The sequence below is a fragment of the Jannaschia sp. M317 genome (assembly GCF_025141175.1).
Lineage (GTDB): Bacteria > Pseudomonadota > Alphaproteobacteria > Rhodobacterales > Rhodobacteraceae > Jannaschia.
Genome location: NZ_CP081155.1, coordinates 3,061,852 through 3,080,049, shown reverse-complemented (window position 1 = coordinate 3,080,049; position 18,198 = coordinate 3,061,852). Strand labels below are relative to the sequence as shown.

Sequence of the window (18,198 nt, the reverse complement as noted above, 5' to 3'; positions counted from 1 at the left end):
CTCCGGCCCGGGGCGGGGGGACATGGCGCGGATGACTTTCACCGTATTCCATGTGGCTCTGGGCGGGGCGATCGGCGCGGCGCTGCGGTTCCTGCTGGGCAGTGCGCTGATGCGCGACGGCTTTCCGGTGGCGATCCTGACCTGCAACGTGCTGGGCAGCTTCGCCATGGGGATCGCCGCCGTCCTGCTGGGCCGTCACGGTCTGCCGCAATGGCAGCCGTTCCTGCTGACCGGCGTTCTGGGCGGGTTCACGACGTTTTCGGCCTTTTCGCTGGAAACGCTGACGCTCGTGGAACGGGGGGCCTGGGGACAGGCGTTCATCTATGTGGCCCTATCCGTTGGGCTGTCTCTCCTGGCGCTGATGCTGGGGCTATTCATCGCGAGGAGCCTGGCATGACCGGCGTTCAGACCATCACCGTCACGGCGGATGAAACCGACCAGCGGCTTGACCGCTGGATGAAGCGCCGCTTTCCGCAGCTCAACCAGGGCAACGTCGAAAAGATGTGCCGCAAGGGTGAGATCCGCGTCGATGGCGGGCGGGTCAAGGCGAATTCCCGCGTAGAGGCGGGGCAGGTCGTCCGCGTCCCGCCGCTGCCCACTGACCGCGCGCCCGCGGCCCCCCGGTCCGAAAAGACGTCCAAGGCCGATGCGGAGATGATCCGATCCTGCGTGATCTATCGCGATGAGCATCTGATCGCGCTCAACAAGCCGCCGGGCCTGGCGTCGCAAGGCGGGTCGGGTCAGACGCGGCATGTCGACGGGATGGGCGACGCCCTGCGCTTCGACGCGGAGGAGCAGCCGCGCCTGGTGCACCGGTTGGATAAAGACACGTCGGGCATCATGATCATGGCCCGCAACCGCCTGACTGCGACCAGGATGTCCGAGGCCTTCAACGCCCGCGAGACGCGCAAGATCTATTGGGCGGCCATCGCCGGCGTGCCGCACCCGCGCAAGGGGACGATCCGTTACGGTTTGGTCAAGGCGGGCGGGGCCGGCAACGAAAAGATGATCTGCGTCCACCCACGCGAAGTGGGCGAGGCGAAGGGGGCAAAGAACGCCACCTCCGATTATGCCGTTTTGGAGGTGCTGGGCGTGCGCGCCGCCTGGGCCGCGCTGGTCCCGATCACGGGGCGCACGCATCAGCTGCGCGCCCATATGGCAGAGATCGGGCACCCCGTTGTGGGCGATGGCAAATACGGCGGTTCCAGTCAGGAAAACATGGGCGATGGTTGGGGCGCGCAACTAGGCGGAGAGATCAGCCGCAAGCTGCATCTGCACGCCCGGTCCCTGATGATGGAGCATCCGATGACCGGTGCCCGCCTGCATCTGACGGCCCCCTTGCCGGAGCATATGCAAAACACCTGGGATATGATGGGCTGGAACCCGGCCGATGTTCCGGTCGATCCCTTTGCGGAAGACGATGACTGACTTTCTCGCTCTCTTCGACGTGGACGGCACCCTTGTCGACAGCGCAGGCGTGATCGTGGACACCATGAGCCGTGCATTTGCGCGGTCCGACCTGCCGGCTCCGCCTGCCGACGCGGTCCGCCCGCTGATCGGTCTGTCGCTGCCGGGCATGATCGCGCGCCTGGCTGACGGGGTCCCCACAAAGGTTGTCGACCGGATCGTGGCCGACTACCGCCTGGGTTTCGCCGCCGCGATGGAGTCGGGGACGCCGACACAGCTTTATCCCGGCGCCGAGGCCGCGCTGGCCGGTTTGGCGGAACGAGGGGTGACGCTGGGCGTGGCGACTGGCAAGTCGCAAAGGGGTCTGAACCGTTTGATCAAGGCGGAGCGTTGGGACGGGTTGTTCAAGACCCTGCAATGCGCCGATCACCACCCGTCCAAACCGCACCCCTCGATGATCCGACGTGCCCTGCTGGAATGCGCGTTAGAGGAGGACCGCGCCGTCATGATTGGCGATTCGGTCTACGATATGGAAATGGCCCGCGCCGCAGGCGTGGCCGCAATCGGGGTCAGTTGGGGCTATACCAGCGGGGCGGATCTGCTGGCGGCTGGGGCCACACGAATCGTGGACGACTTCTCCACCCTGACCGAAGACATAGTGACGAGGGCAAGATGAGCGAATGGAAGGCCAAGCGGTTCTGGACCGAGGCGCAGGTGGTCGAGGCCCAGGACGGCTATGCGGTCGAACTTGACGGGCGCCCGGTGCGCAGCCCGCTGCGGACCCATGTGGTCATGCCGACCTTTGCCCTGGCCCAGGGCGTCGCCGATGAATGGCAAGCCCAAGAGGGCACGATCGATCCCCTGTCGATGCCGTTGACCCGTGCCGTCAATGCCGCGCTGGACAAGGTGATTCCGCAGCACGCCGAGGTTGCGGGCCACCTGGCAGAGTACGGGAGTTCGGACCTGCTGTGCTATCGCGCGGCCGGTCCCGGCGAACTTGTCGAACGGCAACTGGCTGGATGGGACCCCTTGCTGGACTGGCTTGACCAGACCTATGGCGCGCGGCTGGCCGTCACCCAGGGCGTGATCCCCGTGGCCCAGCCCGCCAACGCGAGCCAGGTCCTGCGAACCCATGTCGCGGACATGTCCGCCTGGGACCTGACCGCCCTGTCGGAGTTGGTCACCCTGTCGGGCAGCCTGGTTCTGGCGCTGGCCGTAATGGATGGGCATCTGCCCGCCCCCGCTGCCTGGGACCTGTCGCGGATCGACGAATCCTGGCAGATCGAGCAGTGGGGCGCGGACGAGGAAGCGGCGGAATTGGCCGCGTCCAAGCGCGCATCCTTCTTGCAGGCGGTGACCTATCTGGCGCTGGTACGGCAACCGTGACGCTGACCCTGCCGCGCGAACGGGCAGGGCAGGGCCGAATTGATGTGCATCTGGGCGTTTGCCCGAAATCCCGGCATCTCCCCTTGACCTTCCCGGTCCTGTCTGGCCTTTTTTGCAAGCAGTGAGGGGGATGAACATCCTCACGCAAAACCAATCGTCACCGTCAACACGGGGCGATACCGAACGGCTCAAGCCGTTCGGATCATCAGGAAGAGGTTAACTCATGAATAAATCCGTACTTCTCGGCACGCTGGCCTTCGCCGGTCTGGCCGCCGCTGGCGCATCCGCCGCGACGCTGGACGACGTCAAGGCCCGTGGCTCGCTGAACTGCGGCGTGACCACCGGCGTTCCGGGCTTTGCCGAGCCTGACGCCGATGGTGTCTGGCAGGGCTTTGACGTTGCCGTCTGCCGTGCCGTTGCTGCTGCTGTCCTGGGCGACCCCGAGGCCGTCACGTTCGTTCCCACCACCGGCAAGACGCGTTTCACCGCGCTCGCCTCGGGTGAGATCGACATGCTGGCCCGGAACACGACCTGGACCTTCTCGCGCGACACCGACCTGAAGTTCGACTTCGTCGGTGTGAACTACTACGACGGTCAGGGCTTCATGGTTCCGACCGATCTGGGCGTTGCGTCCGCGACCGAACTCGACGGCGCGACCGTCTGCATTCAGACCGGCACCACGACCGAGCTGAACCTGGCCGACTACTTCCGCGTCAACGGCATGTCCTATGAGCCGGTGCCGATCGAAACCGGTGCCGAGGCCGTCCAGCAGTTCCTGGCTGGTGCCTGCGACGTCTACACCACCGACCGTTCGGCCCTTGCCGCACAGCGTGCAGGCTTCGAAAGCCCCGACAGCTACATGCTGCTGCCCGAAGTCGTCTCCAAGGAGCCGCTGGGCCCGCTGGTTCGTCACGGCGACAGCGAGTGGGGTGACATCGTTCGCTGGACCCTGAACGCGCTGATCTCGGCCGAAGAGCTGGGCGTTACCTCCGAGAACATCGAAGAGATGGCCTCCGCTCCCGGTGACAACCCGGAGATCAACCGTCTTCTGGGCACCGAAGGTGAACTGGGCGCGATGATCGGTCTCGACGCTGCCTGGGCCAAGAACGCCATCGCTGCCTCGGGCAACTTCGGCGAAGTGTTCGACAAGAACATCGGCGAGTCGACCGCGATCGGTCTGGCCCGTGGCCTGAACGCTCAATACACCGACGGTGGCCTGATCTACTCGCCGCCGTTCCGGTAAGATCGACGGAAAAGGGCGCGGATCACTCCGCGCCCTTTTTCCATTGCGACATAACTTTCCCAGGGATGACGGGGCGATTTCCGCCTCGGGGGCGACAGTTGCGGCATCAGACCGTGCGGTCCGGACACCCTGAGGGACACGGGGATTTAATATGACAACGATGACCGATCCGCCGCAGGCGGAAGGCTTCCGTATCGGGCAGCTGATTCACGACACCCGATATCGGTCCTATACTTTTCAGTTCATAGCGCTGGTCCTGCTGATCCTGGGTTTCAGCTGGTTGGCTTACAATGCCTCCCAAAATGAACAGCTTCAGTCGAACGGCTTCAGCTACGAGTTCCTGTCCGCCCCTGCGGGCTATGACATCAACCAGCAGCCGATCCCCTATACCTCTCAGGACACGCATCTGCGCGCCACGGTCATCGGGGCGATCAATACGATCATCGTTGCCGTCCTTGCCTGTATCACTGCGACGGTGTTCGGCGTCATCGCGGGTGTTCTGCGCCTGTCGAACAACTGGATCATTTCCAAGCTGATGGCCGTCTACGTGGAGATGTTCCGAAACATCCCCGTCCTGATCTGGATCATCATCATCTTTACCGTGGCGGCGAATATCTTCCCGCCGATCTCTGAATTCCGATTGCCGCGCGACGGATCGGACCCGGACCGCACGTTGCTGTTCGGTATGTTCGCGGCCACCAACCAGGGCGTCTTCATTCCGCGTCTGGTGTTCACCGGCCTCGGCTGGCTGGTTGCGCTGGTGTTCCTGGCGTCCATTGCCGGGGTCTTTGGCTGGCGCGCGCATGCCCGCAAGAAACTGTTCGACGAAGGCAAGGTCGTCCCCGTCCTGTTGCCGTCGATCGCGATCCTGCTGCTGCCGACGATCGTGGCCTATTTCATCCTGGGCATGCCGGTTTCGGTCGAAAACCCGGAGATGGGCCGCTTCCGGTTCGAAGGTGGGTTCCTGCTGCGTCCGTCGCTGATCGCGCTGTGGTTCGCGTTGTCCATCTATACCGGTGCCTTCATCGCCGAGAACGTGCGCGCCGGCATCCTGGCCATCTCCAAGGGTCAGACCGAGGCGGCCGCCGCGCTGGGCATGCGCCCGGGTCGGATCATGTCGCTGGTGGTTCTGCCACAGGCGCTGCGGGTCATCATTCCGCCGCTGATCTCGCAGTATCTGAACATCACCAAGAACACGTCGCTGGCCATCGCCGTGGGGTACATGGACCTGACCGGCACCCTGGGCGGCATCACGCTGAACCAGACCGGGCGGGCGCTGGAATGTATCCTGTTGCTGATGCTGTTCTATCTGACCTTCTCGCTGGCGATTTCGGCCATCATGAACGTCTACAACAATTCCGTAAAACTGAAGGAGCGGTGAGCCATGTCTGACGCACACGCACACTCCGTCGCCTTCGTCCGCGAAAGCGAAATCCCGCCCGCGCCGCCCCCGGTGGCCGAGGCGGGGGCCGTCCGGTGGGTTCGCGCGAACCTGTTTTCGGGGCCGTTCAACACCATCATGACCCTGCTCGGGATCCTGGTGATCTACTACCTGCTGTCGGGCCTGATCCCCTGGATCCTGAACGGCACCTGGGAAGGCGCGGACATCCGCGATTGCCGCGAACAATTGCAGGGCAACGGCGGCGGCTGCTTCGCCGTCATCGCCGAGCGCTGGCCGCAGCTGCTGTTCGGGTTCCAGTATCCCGACTATCTGCGGTGGCGCCCGACGATGGCCTTCGTGCTGTTGTTCCTGGCGGTTCCCCCGGCACTGTTCGTGATGTTCCTGCCGCGCTGGACCCTGATCGCGACGGCGGTCTATCCGTTCATCGCCTATTGGCTGATCTGGGGCGGGACGATCCTGGCTCCGATCTTCGTGGCCGTGGGTGTGGCTGCAGGCTACCTGGTCTTCCAGAAGATCGAAAAGCTGCGCGGCTTCGTTCCCGGCATGGGGGCGGGCATCGTCACGGCCTTCGTCATCTGGTGGATCGGCGGTTTCATCACCGCTGCGATGCCAGGTTTCCTGGCCCTTGAGACGGTAGAAAGCCGGTCCATGGGCGGCTTCATGCTCAACATGATCCTGGGCGTCGTCTGCGTGTCGCTGTCGATCCCGATGGGCATCTTGCTGGCCCTGGGCCGTCAATCGCGTCTGCCCATCGTCAAGGGCTTCTGCGTGGTCTTCATCGAGTTCGTGCGCGGCGTGCCGCTGATCACGCTGCTGTTCGTGGCGAACGTGGTTCTGGCCTACTTCCTGCCGCCGAATGCCAACTTTGACCTGATCATCCGGGTGATCATCATGATCACGATGTTCTCGGCGGCCTATATCGCCGAGGTGATCCGGGGTGGCCTGGCCGCCCTGCCCAAGGGTCAATACGAGGCGGGTGACTCGCTCGGTCTGGATTACGCGCAATCCATGCGCCTGATCATCCTGCCGCAGGCGCTCAAGATCTCGATCCCCGGGATCGTGAACGTGGCCGTGGGTCTGTTCAAGGACACCACGCTGGTCTCGGTCATCTCCATGTTCGACCTGGTCGGCATGATCCGGGGCCCGATCCTGTCGTCCACCGACTGGGCGGGCGTCTATTGGGAGCTGTGGGCCGCGGCCTGCGTTCTGTTCTTCGTCGTTTGCTACGGCATCTCGCAATATTCGCAGTGGCTCGAACGCCAGCTGCGGACCGACCATCGTTAAGGAGATCAGACATGGCTATGGCTGACACCAATCCGCAGGGCATGACCGTCTCCGACGAGGTGGCCATCAAGATCGAAGGTATGAACAAGTGGTACGGACAGTTCCACGTTCTGCGCGACATCGACCTGACCGTTCAACGCGGCGAACGCATCGTGATCTGCGGGCCTTCCGGGTCCGGTAAATCGACGCTGATCCGGTGCATCAACGCGCTGGAGGAACACCAGCAGGGGTCCATCAACGTTGACGGCACGCCGTTGTCGTCGGACCTCAAGAACATCGACAAGATCCGGTCCGAGGTCGGCATGTGCTTTCAGCACTTCAACCTTTTCCCGCATCTGACGATTCTGGAGAACTGCACCCTGGCCCCGATCTGGGTGCGCAAGACGCCCAAGAAGGAAGCCGAAGAAACGGCGATGTACTTCCTTGAAAAGGTGAAGATCCCCGATCAGGCCAACAAGTATCCCGGCCAGCTTTCGGGTGGTCAGCAACAGCGTGTCGCCATCGCGCGGTCGCTGTGCATGCGGCCCCGGATCATGCTGTTCGATGAGCCGACTTCGGCGCTTGACCCCGAAATGATCAAGGAGGTGCTGGATACGATGATCCAGCTCGCCGAAGAGGGGATGACCATGCTGTGCGTAACGCACGAGATGGGCTTTGCCCGTCAGGTTGCCAACCGGGTCATCTTCATGGATGCCGGTCAGATCGTGGAACAGAACGAGCCCGAGAGCTTCTTCCTGAACCCACAGAATGAGCGCACGAAGCTGTTCCTGAGCCAGATCCTGGGTCACTGAACAAAGCCTCTGTCAATGACGGCCCTCCATCCGAACGGGTGGGGGGCCGTTTCACGTTTTGGGGCATAGGGCGGCCGCGGGTTTCCCGTTTTGGGGCACCTTTACCCGGTCATCGAAATCCGCAGGGATTCGTAGACCGTTTCCATCACCGCGAATGAATGCGTCTTGCTGACGTTCGGCAAACGCCCGATCTGGTCGCCCATCAGTTCGCGGAAATGAACGATATCGCGGGTGCGGACCTTGAGGACGTAGTCGAAGGACCCCGCCACCATCATGCAGGTCTGGATTTCAGGGATACGCCGCACCGCGTCGTTGAAGCGCAGGATCGCATCCTGGGTGGTCTGCGCCATCTCGACCTGAACGATCGTCACGTGGTTGAGCCCGACCGCGGCGGGATCGACCTGTGCCGCGTAGCCGCGAATGACGCCAGCCCGTTCCAGACGCCTCACCCGCTCTGAACAGGGCGTTTTCGTCAGGTTCACCCGTTGCGCCAGCTCGACGATTGAAAGGCGTCCGTCAGCCTGCAGTTCGTCGAGAATCTTTCGATCGATGCTGTCAAAAGTCCTGCTCATCCAGTCTTTTTTCCTGTTTTTTCCTGAACAACCGTCCAATGACCCGAATTTTCGCGGAGATCGGGCCCAAAGTCCAGACGATATGCCTATTGTGTCGATACGGCGCGTCAGGGATGCGCGTCGACGGGGCGGCCTGGCCTGCGGACCCAGACAGCCCTGTCTGAAAACAACAGGAGAAAAAAATGACTACGAAACTTGTTGTGGGCCTCGATGGTCATGGGTCGGGCGAACGCGCCCTGGCTCATGCGCAGCGTCTGGCTCAGTTGATCGGGGATTGCGAAATTGTGGTGGCCTATGTCGTTGAATGGTCGCCGTTTTCGTTTCAGACCGCTGAAGAAAACGAACAGCGTCACAAGCGTCGCGAGGAAGAGATCAGCACCGCCACCGAGCGGATGATCACCCCGGCCGTCGCGGCCCTTGAGGCTGCGGGCCTGTCGGCCAGCGGCATCGTGCGCCATGGCGACGTCGCCGACACGCTCAACGCCATTTCCAAGGAAGTCGGGGCCGAACAAATCGTCGTCGCCCGTTCCTCCGAAGGGGGCTTTGCCAAGCGCTTTTTCGGCAGCTCCACCTCCAACCTCGTGATGGGTGCCAGCGTGCCCGTGACCGTCGTGGCCTGAAGGGAAAAACCATGAATTTCCGCATTGCATTACCGGCCTTCGCCGGATCGCTTGCCCTGGCGGGCGCGGCCCGCGCGCAGGAGGCCGTGGGCCTTGACGCGCAGGTGAACGCCATCTTCGCCAGCGTCACGGGCCCCTTTGTCAGCTTTATCTTTTCGCCGTTTCCAGGGACCAGTTTTCCCTGGATCGTCATGTGGCTGGTCGTCGCGGCGACCGTCTTTACCGTCTACTTTGCCTTTGTGCAGTTCCGGTTCTTCGGCCACGCCATTTCACTGGTGAAGGGCGAGTATTCGGACCCGAACAATGCCGGTGAGGTCAGCCATTTCCAGGCGCTGGCCACGGCGTTGTCCGGGACCGTTGGCCTGGGCAATATCGCGGGCGTCGCGGTGGCCGTCGGCATCGGCGGACCGGGGGCCACGTTCTGGATGATCCTGGCGGGTCTGCTGGGCATGGCGTCCAAGTTCACCGAATGCACGCTGGGTGTGAAATACCGCAACGAATATCCCGACGGCTCCGTCTCGGGCGGTCCGATGTACTACATCTCCAAGGGGTTCGAGCAGCGTGGCCTGCCAGGCGGCAAGTTCCTGGCAGCCCTGTTTGCGGTGTTCTGTATCCTGGGGGCGTTTGGTGGCGGCAACATGTTCCAGGCCAACCAGGCGCATGCGCAGATCTCTGGCCTTGTCGGCGACTATCCGGGCTGGATCACGGGCATCATCTTTGCCGTCGTGGTCTTTGCGGTCATCGTGGGCGGCATCAAGTCGATCGCGCGGGTGACGGAAAAGGTCGTGCCGTTCATGGGCATCCTTTATGTCGGCGCGGCGTTGATCATCCTGATCGTGAACTACGACAAGATCGGCTGGGCCTTTGGTCAGATCTTTGAAGGGGCCTTTACCGGGCTGGGCGTGGCCGGCGGCATGGTCGGTGCGCTGATCCAGGGCTTCAAGCGGGCGGCGTTCTCGAACGAGGCGGGCGTCGGGTCCGCGGCCATCGCCCACTCGGCGGTCAAGACGAACGAGCCGATCACCGAAGGCTTCGTGTCCCTGTTGGAGCCGCTGATCGACACCGTGGTCATCTGTACGATGACGGCGCTGGTGATCGTCATCTCTGGCCAGTTGGTCATCGACGCGGAAACGGGCAACTACCTGCTGAACGATGCAGGCACGGCGATCCGTACGGTGGGCGATACGTCCGGCGTGGCGCTGACGTCGGCGGCCTTTGCGTCGGGGATCAGCTGGTTCCCGTTCATCCTGGCCATCGCGGTGGTTCTGTTCGCCTTTTCGACCATGATTTCCTGGTCGTACTATGGGTTGAAGGCCTGGACCTATCTGTTTGGCGAAGGGAAAACGACGGAGCTGGTGTTCAAGGTCCTGTTCTGCGTCTTCGTCGTGATCGGCGCGGCGGCCAGCCTGGGTCCTGTCATCGACTTTTCGGATGCGGCGATCTTTGCCATGGCGGTGGTCAATATCCTGGCGCTGTATTTCCTGATGTCGCTGGTGAAGGAGGAACTGATCTCCTACGCGGCGCGGCTGAAGTCGGGCGAGATCCGCAAGTTCAAGCACTGATCCCGATCGGGTTCGGTAGAAAGGGGCACCTTCGGGTGCCCCTTTCGCATTTCAGGAGGCGTGGCGGTGTTCGACCATGGGCACCTGCCGGATTTCGCGGGGCAGGGTCAGCGTAAAGGTCGTCTCGCCCGCCTCGGAGCAGACGTCGAGGTCAGCGCCGTGGCCGTTCGCGATCTGCTTGGCGATGAACAGACCAAGTCCCAACCCATTCTGACCGCACGCCGGATCGGCGCGTTTGAACGGCTCGAAGAGCATGTGCTTGATGGCGGGTGGAATGGTCCCGCCCCGGTTCGTGATCGACAGGGAAACGCGATCGCCGCGGTCCTGCGCAGTCATGCAGACACGGCCGCCCGGCTCGCCGTGAAAGACGGCGTTGCCGAGAAGGTTGGACACCAATTGCGCAATCCGATCCGGGTCGCAGGTGACAGGGTGGTGGAGGTCGTACCTCTCCTCCAGCGTGATGTCGGGGTGGGCCATGCTTATCTCGGCGGCGGCCCGGGACAGGACCTGCGCCAGGTCGATATTGCCGATGGGATCGACTCCGATGGTGCCGCCCAGGCGAGAACGGGCGAAATCCAGAACGTCGTCGATCAGAGCGGACATGCGCTGCATCGATTGGTTCGCGGTGCCCAACACGATCTTGGCGCGGTCGCTCATTTCCTCCCGCTCCATGAACTCGACCGCGCAGATGGCGGCGGCCAGCGGGTTGCGCAGGTCGTGCCCGAGGATGGAGATGAACTGCTCGCGCAGGTGGGCCTGCGCCGTTTCGGAGGCGAGGGCCCGCTCCGTCTCTTTTGCGCGGGTGATATCGCGGGCGTTGCAAAAGAAGTGGTCCGCTTCGGGAACCGCATTCCAGGACAGCCAACGATAGCTGCCATCCTTGTGGCGATACCGGTTTTCGAACTGCAGCACGGGCAGGCCCCGTTGCAGGTCGATGAATGCCTGCTGCGTGACGCCGTAGTCGTCGGGATGGACAAAATCGAAAAATGGACGGCTTTCGATATCCTCGGGCAGGCGCCCCAGGGTTCTGAACCAGGCCGGATTTGTGTGTCGGAACACGCCGCCCGCGTCTGCCACACACAGCAGGTCAGGCGTTACGCGCCAGGTCAGGCTGCCTACATTCATTCCGCACCTCGTGAACCAAGGTCCGCCTCAAGACGTCGGAGGAAAGACCGCTACCCCTGCAATCTAGGCGTCGAAATGTTAACGATTGGTGATCGTGCCGAAGGCGTGGCGCAATTGGGGCAGGAATGTGGCGCGGATTTTCCGTCAGATTTTAGCAGCCAAGCAGCGGATCAGGCGCGGTTCAAACCCATCAGGGCGGCGGCCCGTTCTTCGCGGGTCAGAACCTGCGGCGGGACGGTGGGGGCGTTCGTGTCATCGAAGAACGGCGTGTTGCGCCATTCTCCGCTCAGGTTCTTGGCGGCCATGCGCGTGACCATGCGCCCGGCCATGCGCCCCAGCCCCTTGTGCCGTTGCTTGCCGCCCGGTGCGGGGATGAACCCCTCGGCCATGACGGCCCCCACGGCATCCGGGGTGTCCAACCGGTCGGTGTTGATGCCGACATGGACCATCCGGGGTTTGAGCGGGGTGTAGAACAGCGGTGTGTCGCAGCAGGTGGCGAACCAGCGCAGCGCGCCCTTGGCGCTGAGCCTGAAGACGCGCAGAAATTCGCCGCCCTGGGTGATGTGAATGCGATCCTGCGTCGTTTGCAGGATGCCGACCTTTTCCGGGTCGGCCAGCCCCAGATGAGTGTAGGCCGAGCGGCAATCCTCGCAGTGGCAGACGATGTTCGTATAGGCCGAGGGCGAGATATCGGTGATCTCTCCGCGCAGTTGACCGCAGGTGCAGGCGAACCCGAGAACATCGTCTGTCATGATTTACACCGCCACGTTGGGGGAGGGGCCGGGGTCCTTGTCTTCGACGACCGAAAGCTTGGCGGGGCTTTTCCTGGCCGTGGGGGTCTTGCCGGCGTTGGCATCAATGAAGTCCAGCACCAGGGGCCGGATATTCCGCCGCCAGGACCCGCCCGCGAAGATGCCGTAGTGGCCCGCCTCCGGCTCGATGTAGCTGGCTTTCTTGTCGTCCGGCAGGCCGGTGCAAAGGTTCAGCGCGGCCACGCATTGACCCGGCGCGGAAATGTCGTCCTTGCCGCCTTCGACCGTTTTGACGGCGACATTGGTGATCTTGCCGATGTCGACCTTGTGGCCCGCGACGGTGAACTTGTTCTGGGCGATTTCCAGCCCCTTGAAGATACGCTCGACCGTGGAAAGGTAGAATTCGGCGGGCATGTCCATCACGGCCAGGTATTCGTCGTAGAACTTGTTGTGCTTGTCATGATCCGAGGCGGTGCCGTTGGCCACGGCCAGGATCTGGTTCCACATCGCCTTGGCGTGGGTCTCGCTGTTCATCGACATGAAGGACTGCAGCTGCAGAAGGCCCGGATAGACCTTGCGTCCCGCGCCCGCGTATTTGTAGCCGACGCGCTGGATCATGCTCTGTTCCAGTTGGCCCATGGTCACGCGCCGTCCGAAATCGGTGACATCGGTGGCTGCGGCATCGGGGTCGATGGGCCCGCCGATCAGGGTCAGCGTCCGGGGCTGTGCCTTCGGGTCCTGTTCCGCAAGCAGCGCGGTCGCCGCCAGCGTCAGAGGCGCTGGCTGGCAGACGGCGATGACGTTCAGGTCGGAGCCCAGCTCCTTCATGAAATCGACAAGGTAGAGGGTATAATCCTCGACATCGAACTTGCCTGCGGAGACGGGGATATCGCGCGCATTATGCCAGTCGGTCACGAAGACATCCGCGTCCGGCAGCAGGGAGACCACCGTGCTGCGCAGCAGCGTGGCGTAGTGGCCGGACATGGGCGCGATCAAGAGGATTCGCCGCTCCATCGGTTCGCGACCCTGCACCGCAAAGCGGATCAGGTCGCCAAAGGGACGCTCGACCACGGTTTCGACCTCGACCAAATGGTCGCGACCATCTGTCCCGGCGATCGGCGGAAGGTTCCAGTCGGGTTTGACGATCATGCGCTGAAACGTCCGCTCGGTCACTTCGCCCCAGGCGGCCATCATCTGCACCGCAGGCAACGGGGACAGGGCAAAGGCGGGGTAGGACGCCATGGTGCGGGCGGTCGCGCCCAGCCAGGCGTTGGTGTTGCGGACGGTTTCCATCAGGTCGTAAGCGGCCATGAAGCGCATATGCATTGCTCCTTTCGAGCACGAACGGTCCACGCAAAAGCGCCCGCCCGTTTGTCTTTTGTCCCCGCACCTGCTTGGATGGAGGAAAATCTGACTTAGCAGTTGCAGCATTTTCGAGGAATATCAAGAAATGACCGCTGGTGACGGAGACGGCGCAACAAATGGTGACGGTCTTGCAAGCGGGCTGGAGCCGCTTTCGCGACTGAACACGAACCTGGCCCGCATGGACGAACTGACCAAGCGGCTGGTTCATGCCTTGTCGCAAAAACGAACATCGGATGCCGGGCTGCAAGGTCCGGGACCAGAGCTTTATGCGAAGGCCATGGCGGCCTATTGGGCCGAGATGGCGTCCAATCCCGGCAAGCTGATCGAAAAGCAGGTCGGCTATTGGGGTCAGGCCCTGAAACACGCGATCGAGGCACAGACCGCGCTGGCCGAAGGCAAGGCCCCGCCCGAAGATGGCCAGCCCAGGGATCGCCGCTTTGCCAATCCGCTCTGGTCGGAGCATCCCTACTACAACTTCCTCAAGCAGCAGTACCAGATCAGCGCCACGGCCATCCACGACACCGTCGCCGACCTGGAGGGTCTGGACCGCGCCGACAAGCAACGGGTCGAGTTCTTCAGCCAGCAGATCGTCGACCTGTTCGCCCCCACGAACTTTCTGGCCACGAACCCCGAGGCGATGACCAAGGCGGTCGAGACCGAGGGCGAGAGCCTGGTCAAGGGGCTGGAAAACCTGGTCCGCGATATCGAGGCCAATCAGGGCGACTGGCTGGTGACCCTGTCCGACCCCGACGCCTTTGAGGTGGGTGGCAACATCGGCACCACCGAAGGCAGCGTCGTCTTTCGCAACCGCATGTTCGAGCTGATCCAGTATGCGCCCACCACCAAGCAGGTGCACACCACCCCGGTCGTGTTGTTCCCGCCCTGGATCAACAAGTTCTACGTGCTGGACCTGAAGCCGCAGAATTCGCTGATCAAATGGATCGTGGATCAGGGATATACGCTGTTCGTGGTCAGCTGGGTTAACCCGGACAGCAGCTATTCCGATGTGGATCTGTCGACATACGTGGACGAGGGGTACCTGACCGCGATGGAGGTCGCCAAGGAGATCACGGGCCAGGACCAGATTAACGCGATCGGGTACTGCATCGCGGGCACCACGCTCTCGCTGACGTTGTCGTTGATGGCGCGGCGCGGGGACGACACGGTCAAATCCGCCACCTTCTTCACCACGCTGGCCGATTTCGAAGACCCGGGCGAGATGGGCGTGTTCCTGGACGACGATTTCGTTGACGGGATCGAGCGGGAATCGAAAGGCAAGGGGTATCTCGACAAGTTCTTCATGGGACGGACCTTCAGCTATCTGCGGTCGCGCGACCTGGTCTATGGCCCCGCAATCAAGAGCTACATGCTGGGCGAGGCACCGCCTGCCTTTGATCTGCTCTACTGGAACGGGGATGGGACCAACCTGCCGGGACCCATGGTGACGGAATATCTGCGCAAGCTGTGCATGGGCAACGCGCTGGCCTCGGGGGGCTTCGACCTGATGGGAGAGACCGGGCTGACGCTGGCGGATGTGAAGACGCCGCTGTGCGCCGTCGCCTGCGAGACCGATCACATCGCTCACTGGAAAGGGGCCTGGCAAACAGCCGAAAAGATGGGGGCCGAGGACAAGACCTTTGTGTTGTCGCAGTCGGGCCACATCGCCGGGATCGTGAACCCGCCAACCAAGAACAAGTACGGCCATTATACAAACGACGGCGATGGCGACTACAAGACGCCCGAGGACTGGATGGAGCATGCGACGTTCCACGAAGGGTCCTGGTGGCCCCGCTGGGAGGAATGGCTGCGGCCACGGTCCGGCAAGAAGATCCCGGCGCGCAAGCCGGGCACCAAGACGCACCCGGTTCTGGGGCCCGCGCCGGGCACCTATGTCCTGCCGCGCAAGACGGCGCCCTGACCGGGCGACCCTGTCATCTGAGCGCTGCGAATTCGGGAAAAGGGGCACTGCGGTGCCCCTTTCTGCTTTGCGATGATGCAATGGCGGGATCTTGTGCAGGTGCGGAAGAAATTTATGCTGCAGTGCAGAAAAACCTTGAAATGCCGCAATGCAGCATGTATCTGGGATGCAGACGCAGAGGACAGCCCTCCGATCAACCGGAGGCCCTACTGAACGTGACATGAAAGGGTTAAGACATGACCAAGACGCCAGATTTCTCCAAGTACATGACCGACATGATGGGTTCTTTCCCGATGGACACCTCTGCGGTTTCCGAAGCCTTCAAGACGCAGGCCGCCTTCGCCGAGAAGATGTCCAAAGTCGCGCTGGACGCCGCCGAGCAGTCCGCCGAACTGTCCCACAAGTGGACCCGCGAAACCCTGTCGAAGATGGGCCCTGTTGCCTCCGTCAAGGATGAGCCGGCCGACTACGCCAAGTCGATGTCCGACTTCGCCTCTGCCACTGCCGAAGTCGCTGCCGAGAACATGGCCGCCTTCGCCGAGATCGCCAAGAAGGTCCAGATGGACACCGTGGAGATCCTGATGGCTGCCGGCAAGGAAGCCCAGGAAGACGCGACCGCCGCCGTCAAGAAGGCGACCGCCGAAGCCACGACGGCCACCAAGAAAGCCACCGCCGCTGCCAAGTAAGGCGCGCCGGATAGGATAGCCGCCCCCCTTCCTCCCATTGGGGGTGGCGCCTGAAAGGGCAGGACGTAAGCACACGCGTCCTGTCCTTTTTTATTGCCAGGTCGCCGGATCGCCTCTGCCGTTGCGGAAGGGGTGGCTTTTCGTTTGCGGATTGCTGCGGGTGCGTTAGGCTTGTCTCTGCACCGCAACACGGGGAGAGTCGCGCATGCCGGACGAATCCAAGCCGCTGCTGATCAAGCGCTACGCCAGCCGCCGACTCTACAACACCGAGACCAGCGACTACGTCACGCTGGAAGACATCGCCGGGTTCATCCGCGCCGGGCGCGAGGTTCAGATTGTCGATCTCAAATCCGGCGACGACCTGACGCGATCCTATCTGCTTCAGATCATTGCCGAACATGAATCAAAGGGCGAGTCGGTTCTGCCGCTGGGCGTTCTGACCGACCTGGTGCGGTCCTACACCGGCACGGCGCAATCGGTCGTGCCTGAATTCCTCGCCTCCAGCTTCGAGATGCTGCGCTCCGGCCAGTCGAAGATGTTGGAGAATATGACGGCCATCAATCCGATGTCCCAGATGCCGGGCGTCAAGGCCATGCAGGAACAGCAGGCGGCCTTCTTCAAGGCGATGACCGGTGGCTGGGCCGGGGGCACCAGCGGCCCGGAGGTCGAGGACGAGACAGCGGAAAAACCCGCCGAGTCCAAGGAAGAGCTGGATGCGATTCGCAAGCAGCTGGCCGACATGCAGGCGATGCTGTCGAAGATGAACAAGTAACGACAGGCGGGCAGGGCATTGCGCCCCGCCCGCGCCAGGGTCAGCGGGCGGGCACGTAGCGTTCCAGCAGGACCCGCACCGACCCGCGCGACGTGTCGTCCACCAACCGCACCGCCAAAAGGTAGCTGCCAGGCAGCAATCGCGACGCCAGATAGCTGTCGAGACCCTGCGGGCCGTCGTCGTTCTCACCCAAACGGCGCCCGACGCGGTCGAACAGCACGATCATCGGATCCAACCCATCGGTCGAGATCGCCTCGCTGAGCAGCAAGCCACCTTCCGGCAGGTCGAACCGTAGCCAGGTCGCCCGGCCAGTGGCGGTGATGTCGGTGACCGCCGCCGTCTCGATCACGCCCAGGTCCATTATGGCAACGGTATCGGCCGCCGTCGGTGCAATCTCTGCCTGATCCAGGCTGCGCTGGCGGCGGTCTTCGGCGCTGAACGCCTCCAGGCCCACGGTGATCGGATTGCGGTCGCCGTTCAGGTCATCGACCTCGATGCAATAGTCCCCAGCGGGCAGGGGGGTGTCCATTTCGATCCGGCTGTTGAGGCCGTCGAAATCATCGTTCTCTGCCAAGACATTGCCGCTGTCATCCAGCAGTCGGATCAGTGGGTCGCCCCCGTCAGAGGCGGCCGTGACAGCCAGTGTCGTGGGGGCCGTCAGCGAAAAGGCCCAGGCCGGAGTGTCCGCCACCGCGCCCGTCGCCTGCACGCCCATCCCCAGCATCCCGGATGCGACTTCGGCGGCAAGGATGGCTGTGTCCGGCGCGCCGCATCCGGCACCCGTCGCCTCGGGCTGGGGGTCGGGGGCTGTGGGCAGGCTTTCGGTCAGCGCGGCGTGGGATTGCAGCCCGATGCGCACGGCAACATCCGTGACGCCGGATTCGTAGCTGCGCGCGGCCAGGCAATAGGTCCCGGGCGCAAAGCCCTGTTCGATCCGGCTGGCGAAATTGCCGCCGGAATCGTCATCCGCCGCGACCTCTGTTCCGGCGGCATCATAGACGGAAATATAGGGGTCGCCCGCGGGCTGGGCGGCCACCTCGATCCGCAGGTCGGCGGCGGTCGATACGGTGAACATCCGCACCAGATGCCCCGCAATCGGCACTTGCCCGTCCAGATCAAACGGCGCGGTGGCCGTGGCGACATCGGAGGCGGCTTCGTCCCCGCCCGCCCAGTCGCCCACCAGCGAAATCCCCCCGCAGATCGTGCCCTGCGCAAAGGCAGGGGCGGTCAGAAGGGCGAGCGCGGAGGCGGCGGAAACGAGGCGAAGCATGAGAAAACCTGTCGAATGGCTGCGGATGGGCCAAGCCTAGGCG

At 63.1% G+C, this 18,198-nt stretch carries 18 protein-coding genes; 13 read left to right on the top strand and 5 right to left on the bottom strand.

The window, feature by feature from the left end:
• Positions 1-31: 31 nt before the first annotated feature.
• The 8 genes from crcB to K3551_RS15635 all read left to right on the top strand — a co-directional run bounded on the left by crcB (position 32) and on the right by K3551_RS15635 (position 7,513).
• Complete coding sequence (gene crcB, locus K3551_RS15670) at positions 32-397, top strand: fluoride efflux transporter CrcB (protein WP_259915411.1); 366 nt, start codon at positions 32-34, stop codon at positions 395-397.
• Positions 394-1,428 (top strand): RluA family pseudouridine synthase, encoded by a 1,035-nt coding sequence (locus tag K3551_RS15665; protein ID WP_259915410.1) that lies wholly within the window; start codon positions 394-396, stop codon positions 1,426-1,428. The genes crcB and K3551_RS15665 overlap by 4 nt, the downstream gene beginning before the upstream one ends.
• Entirely contained in the window at positions 1,421-2,083 is a 663-nt protein-coding gene (locus K3551_RS15660) for an HAD-IA family hydrolase (protein WP_259915408.1), read from the top strand. The genes K3551_RS15665 and K3551_RS15660 overlap by 8 nt, the downstream gene beginning before the upstream one ends.
• Positions 2,080-2,793: an ATP12 family chaperone protein gene (locus tag K3551_RS15655; protein WP_259915407.1), complete on the top strand. Its 714-nt coding sequence runs from the start codon at positions 2,080-2,082 to the stop codon at positions 2,791-2,793. The genes K3551_RS15660 and K3551_RS15655 overlap by 4 nt, the downstream gene beginning before the upstream one ends.
• Positions 2,794-3,016: 223 nt before the next feature.
• Positions 3,017-4,036 carry an amino acid ABC transporter substrate-binding protein gene (locus K3551_RS15650; protein ID WP_259915405.1) on the top strand — a complete coding sequence of 340 codons (1,020 nt, stop codon included), beginning with the start codon at positions 3,017-3,019 and terminating at the stop codon, positions 4,034-4,036.
• A gap of 151 nt (positions 4,037-4,187) precedes the next feature.
• Complete coding sequence (locus tag K3551_RS15645; protein ID WP_259915399.1) at positions 4,188-5,417, top strand: amino acid ABC transporter permease; 1,230 nt, start codon at positions 4,188-4,190, stop codon at positions 5,415-5,417.
• Positions 5,418-5,420: 3 nt separating this feature from the next.
• Positions 5,421-6,722: an amino acid ABC transporter permease gene (locus K3551_RS15640; protein ID WP_259915398.1), complete on the top strand. Its 1,302-nt coding sequence runs from the start codon at positions 5,421-5,423 to the stop codon at positions 6,720-6,722.
• A 41-nt stretch (positions 6,723-6,763) separates the two neighbouring features.
• Entirely contained in the window at positions 6,764-7,513 is a 750-nt protein-coding gene (locus tag K3551_RS15635) for an amino acid ABC transporter ATP-binding protein (RefSeq protein ID WP_409197433.1), read from the top strand.
• 101 nt (positions 7,514-7,614) lie between these two features.
• Here K3551_RS15635 and K3551_RS15630 read toward each other — a convergent pair whose 3' ends face one another.
• Positions 7,615-8,085 (bottom strand): Lrp/AsnC family transcriptional regulator, encoded by a 471-nt coding sequence (locus tag K3551_RS15630; protein WP_259915396.1) that lies wholly within the window; start codon positions 8,083-8,085, stop codon positions 7,615-7,617.
• Positions 8,086-8,267: 182 nt separating this feature from the next.
• Between K3551_RS15630 and K3551_RS15625 the strand changes: the two genes are divergently transcribed.
• Together K3551_RS15625 and K3551_RS15620 are read left to right on the top strand one after the other, a co-directional pair.
• Entirely contained in the window at positions 8,268-8,705 is a 438-nt protein-coding gene (locus K3551_RS15625; RefSeq protein ID WP_259915395.1) for a universal stress protein, read from the top strand.
• 11 nt (positions 8,706-8,716) lie between these two features.
• Positions 8,717-10,267 (top strand): sodium:alanine symporter family protein, encoded by a 1,551-nt coding sequence (locus tag K3551_RS15620; protein WP_259915393.1) that lies wholly within the window; start codon positions 8,717-8,719, stop codon positions 10,265-10,267.
• A 51-nt stretch (positions 10,268-10,318) separates the two neighbouring features.
• On the opposite strand, the gene K3551_RS15615 is transcribed toward K3551_RS15620, so the two are convergent.
• The 3 genes from K3551_RS15615 to phaZ form a co-directional block, all read right to left on the bottom strand.
• On the bottom strand, positions 10,319-11,392 hold the full coding sequence (locus tag K3551_RS15615; RefSeq protein WP_259915391.1) for a PAS domain-containing sensor histidine kinase: 1,074 nt from the start codon (positions 11,390-11,392) through the stop codon (positions 10,319-10,321).
• A 170-nt stretch (positions 11,393-11,562) separates the two neighbouring features.
• The gene (locus tag K3551_RS15610; RefSeq protein WP_259915390.1) at positions 11,563-12,144 is read right to left on the bottom strand and encodes a GFA family protein; all 582 of its coding nucleotides are present in this window, start codon (positions 12,142-12,144) and stop codon (positions 11,563-11,565) included.
• A 3-nt stretch (positions 12,145-12,147) separates the two neighbouring features.
• A complete protein-coding gene (phaZ, locus tag K3551_RS15605; protein ID WP_259915389.1) occupies positions 12,148-13,464 on the bottom strand; it encodes a polyhydroxyalkanoate depolymerase in 1,317 nt (438 codons plus the stop codon).
• 130 nt (positions 13,465-13,594) lie between these two features.
• Here phaZ and phaC point away from each other — a divergent pair, with 130 nt between their 5' ends.
• The 3 genes from phaC (at position 13,595) to phaR (ending at position 16,885) form a co-directional block, all read left to right on the top strand.
• A complete protein-coding gene (gene phaC / locus K3551_RS15600) occupies positions 13,595-15,427 on the top strand; it encodes a class I poly(R)-hydroxyalkanoic acid synthase (protein ID WP_409197383.1) in 1,833 nt (610 codons plus the stop codon).
• 236 nt (positions 15,428-15,663) lie between these two features.
• Positions 15,664-16,113: a phasin family protein gene (locus K3551_RS15595; protein WP_259915386.1), complete on the top strand. Its 450-nt coding sequence runs from the start codon at positions 15,664-15,666 to the stop codon at positions 16,111-16,113.
• Positions 16,114-16,318: 205 nt separating this feature from the next.
• The gene (gene phaR, locus K3551_RS15590) at positions 16,319-16,885 is read left to right on the top strand and encodes a polyhydroxyalkanoate synthesis repressor PhaR (protein ID WP_259915384.1); all 567 of its coding nucleotides are present in this window, start codon (positions 16,319-16,321) and stop codon (positions 16,883-16,885) included.
• A 40-nt stretch (positions 16,886-16,925) separates the two neighbouring features.
• Here phaR and K3551_RS15585 read toward each other — a convergent pair whose 3' ends face one another.
• Complete coding sequence (locus K3551_RS15585) at positions 16,926-18,155, bottom strand: ABC transporter substrate-binding protein (protein WP_259915382.1); 1,230 nt, start codon at positions 18,153-18,155, stop codon at positions 16,926-16,928.
• Positions 18,156-18,198: the final 43 nt, after the last annotated feature.

Bases quoted from the DNA above. Each gene is read 5' to 3' on its own strand.
- K3551_RS15650 (WP_259915405.1), top strand. From the start codon at position 3,017: ATGAATAAATCCGTACTTCTCGGCACGCTGGCCTTCGCCGGTCTGGCC.
- K3551_RS15595 (WP_259915386.1), top strand. From the start codon at position 15,664: ATGACCAAGACGCCAGATTTCTCCAAGTACATGACCGACATGATGGGT.
- K3551_RS15655 (WP_259915407.1), top strand. From the start codon at position 2,080: ATGAGCGAATGGAAGGCCAAGCGGTTCTGGACCGAGGCGCAGGTGGTC.
- K3551_RS15615 (WP_259915391.1), bottom strand. From the start codon at position 11,392: ATGAATGTAGGCAGCCTGACCTGGCGCGTAACGCCTGACCTGCTGTGT.
- K3551_RS15635 (WP_409197433.1), top strand. From the start codon at position 6,764: ATGACCGTCTCCGACGAGGTGGCCATCAAGATCGAAGGTATGAACAAG.
- K3551_RS15660 (WP_259915408.1), top strand. From the start codon at position 1,421: ATGACTGACTTTCTCGCTCTCTTCGACGTGGACGGCACCCTTGTCGAC.
- K3551_RS15645 (WP_259915399.1), top strand. From the start codon at position 4,188: ATGACAACGATGACCGATCCGCCGCAGGCGGAAGGCTTCCGTATCGGG.
- phaR (WP_259915384.1), top strand. From the start codon at position 16,319: ATGCCGGACGAATCCAAGCCGCTGCTGATCAAGCGCTACGCCAGCCGC.
- K3551_RS15585 (WP_259915382.1), bottom strand. From the start codon at position 18,155: ATGCTTCGCCTCGTTTCCGCCGCCTCCGCGCTCGCCCTTCTGACCGCC.
- K3551_RS15630 (WP_259915396.1), bottom strand. From the start codon at position 8,085: ATGAGCAGGACTTTTGACAGCATCGATCGAAAGATTCTCGACGAACTG.
- K3551_RS15640 (WP_259915398.1), top strand. From the start codon at position 5,421: ATGTCTGACGCACACGCACACTCCGTCGCCTTCGTCCGCGAAAGCGAA.
- K3551_RS15620 (WP_259915393.1), top strand. From the start codon at position 8,717: ATGAATTTCCGCATTGCATTACCGGCCTTCGCCGGATCGCTTGCCCTG.
- crcB (WP_259915411.1), top strand. From the start codon at position 32: ATGACTTTCACCGTATTCCATGTGGCTCTGGGCGGGGCGATCGGCGCG.
- phaC (WP_409197383.1), top strand. From the start codon at position 13,595: ATGACCGCTGGTGACGGAGACGGCGCAACAAATGGTGACGGTCTTGCA.
- K3551_RS15665 (WP_259915410.1), top strand. From the start codon at position 394: ATGACCGGCGTTCAGACCATCACCGTCACGGCGGATGAAACCGACCAG.
- K3551_RS15625 (WP_259915395.1), top strand. From the start codon at position 8,268: ATGACTACGAAACTTGTTGTGGGCCTCGATGGTCATGGGTCGGGCGAA.
- K3551_RS15610 (WP_259915390.1), bottom strand. From the start codon at position 12,144: ATGACAGACGATGTTCTCGGGTTCGCCTGCACCTGCGGTCAACTGCGC.
- phaZ (WP_259915389.1), bottom strand. From the start codon at position 13,464: ATGCGCTTCATGGCCGCTTACGACCTGATGGAAACCGTCCGCAACACC.